We start from the raw sequence: 421 nt of genomic DNA on the forward strand, positions 1-421 counted from the left end.
GGACGCCGATCTCGCGCCGCCGTTCGCTGACCTGCATGAAGAAGTTGTGGGCGATGTTGATGGCGCTGATGATCACGATCACGAACGAGATCGCGATCAGCACGCTCGTGATGACGAACATCGCGGTCGCGAACTGCTCGCCGAGCGAGTCGTCGAGCTTGAGCTTCATCTCGTCCTGCAGCCACTGCGAGAACGGCGCGAGCTGATCCTTGTCGCGCAAGGTCACGATGATCGACGAGTACTCGCTGGCGACCTGCTCGCCGGCGAACTCGCGGTTCCACCGCTCGACGTAGCCGATCGGGATCGTGAGCCCGACCTGCCGCGCCTTGGGCGACACGCCGACGAGGATCGCGCCGACCTCGCGCCGCTTGCCGGCGGCGATCGACACGTTGGAGCCCGACACCATCGTGTCGCCCAGGCC

Annotated in this window: 1 protein-coding gene; it reads right to left on the reverse strand. The window is 65.6% G+C overall.

The genetic code is table 11. The features are described 5' to 3' along the window. On the reverse strand, window positions 1–421 hold a 421-nt coding region (locus I6F37_RS41615), incomplete at both ends, for a hypothetical protein (RefSeq protein ID WP_225154614.1).

The sequence above is a fragment of the Bradyrhizobium sp. NBAIM08 genome (genome assembly GCF_020193935.1).
Classification (GTDB): Bacteria; Pseudomonadota; Alphaproteobacteria; order Rhizobiales; family Xanthobacteraceae; genus Bradyrhizobium; species Bradyrhizobium yuanmingense.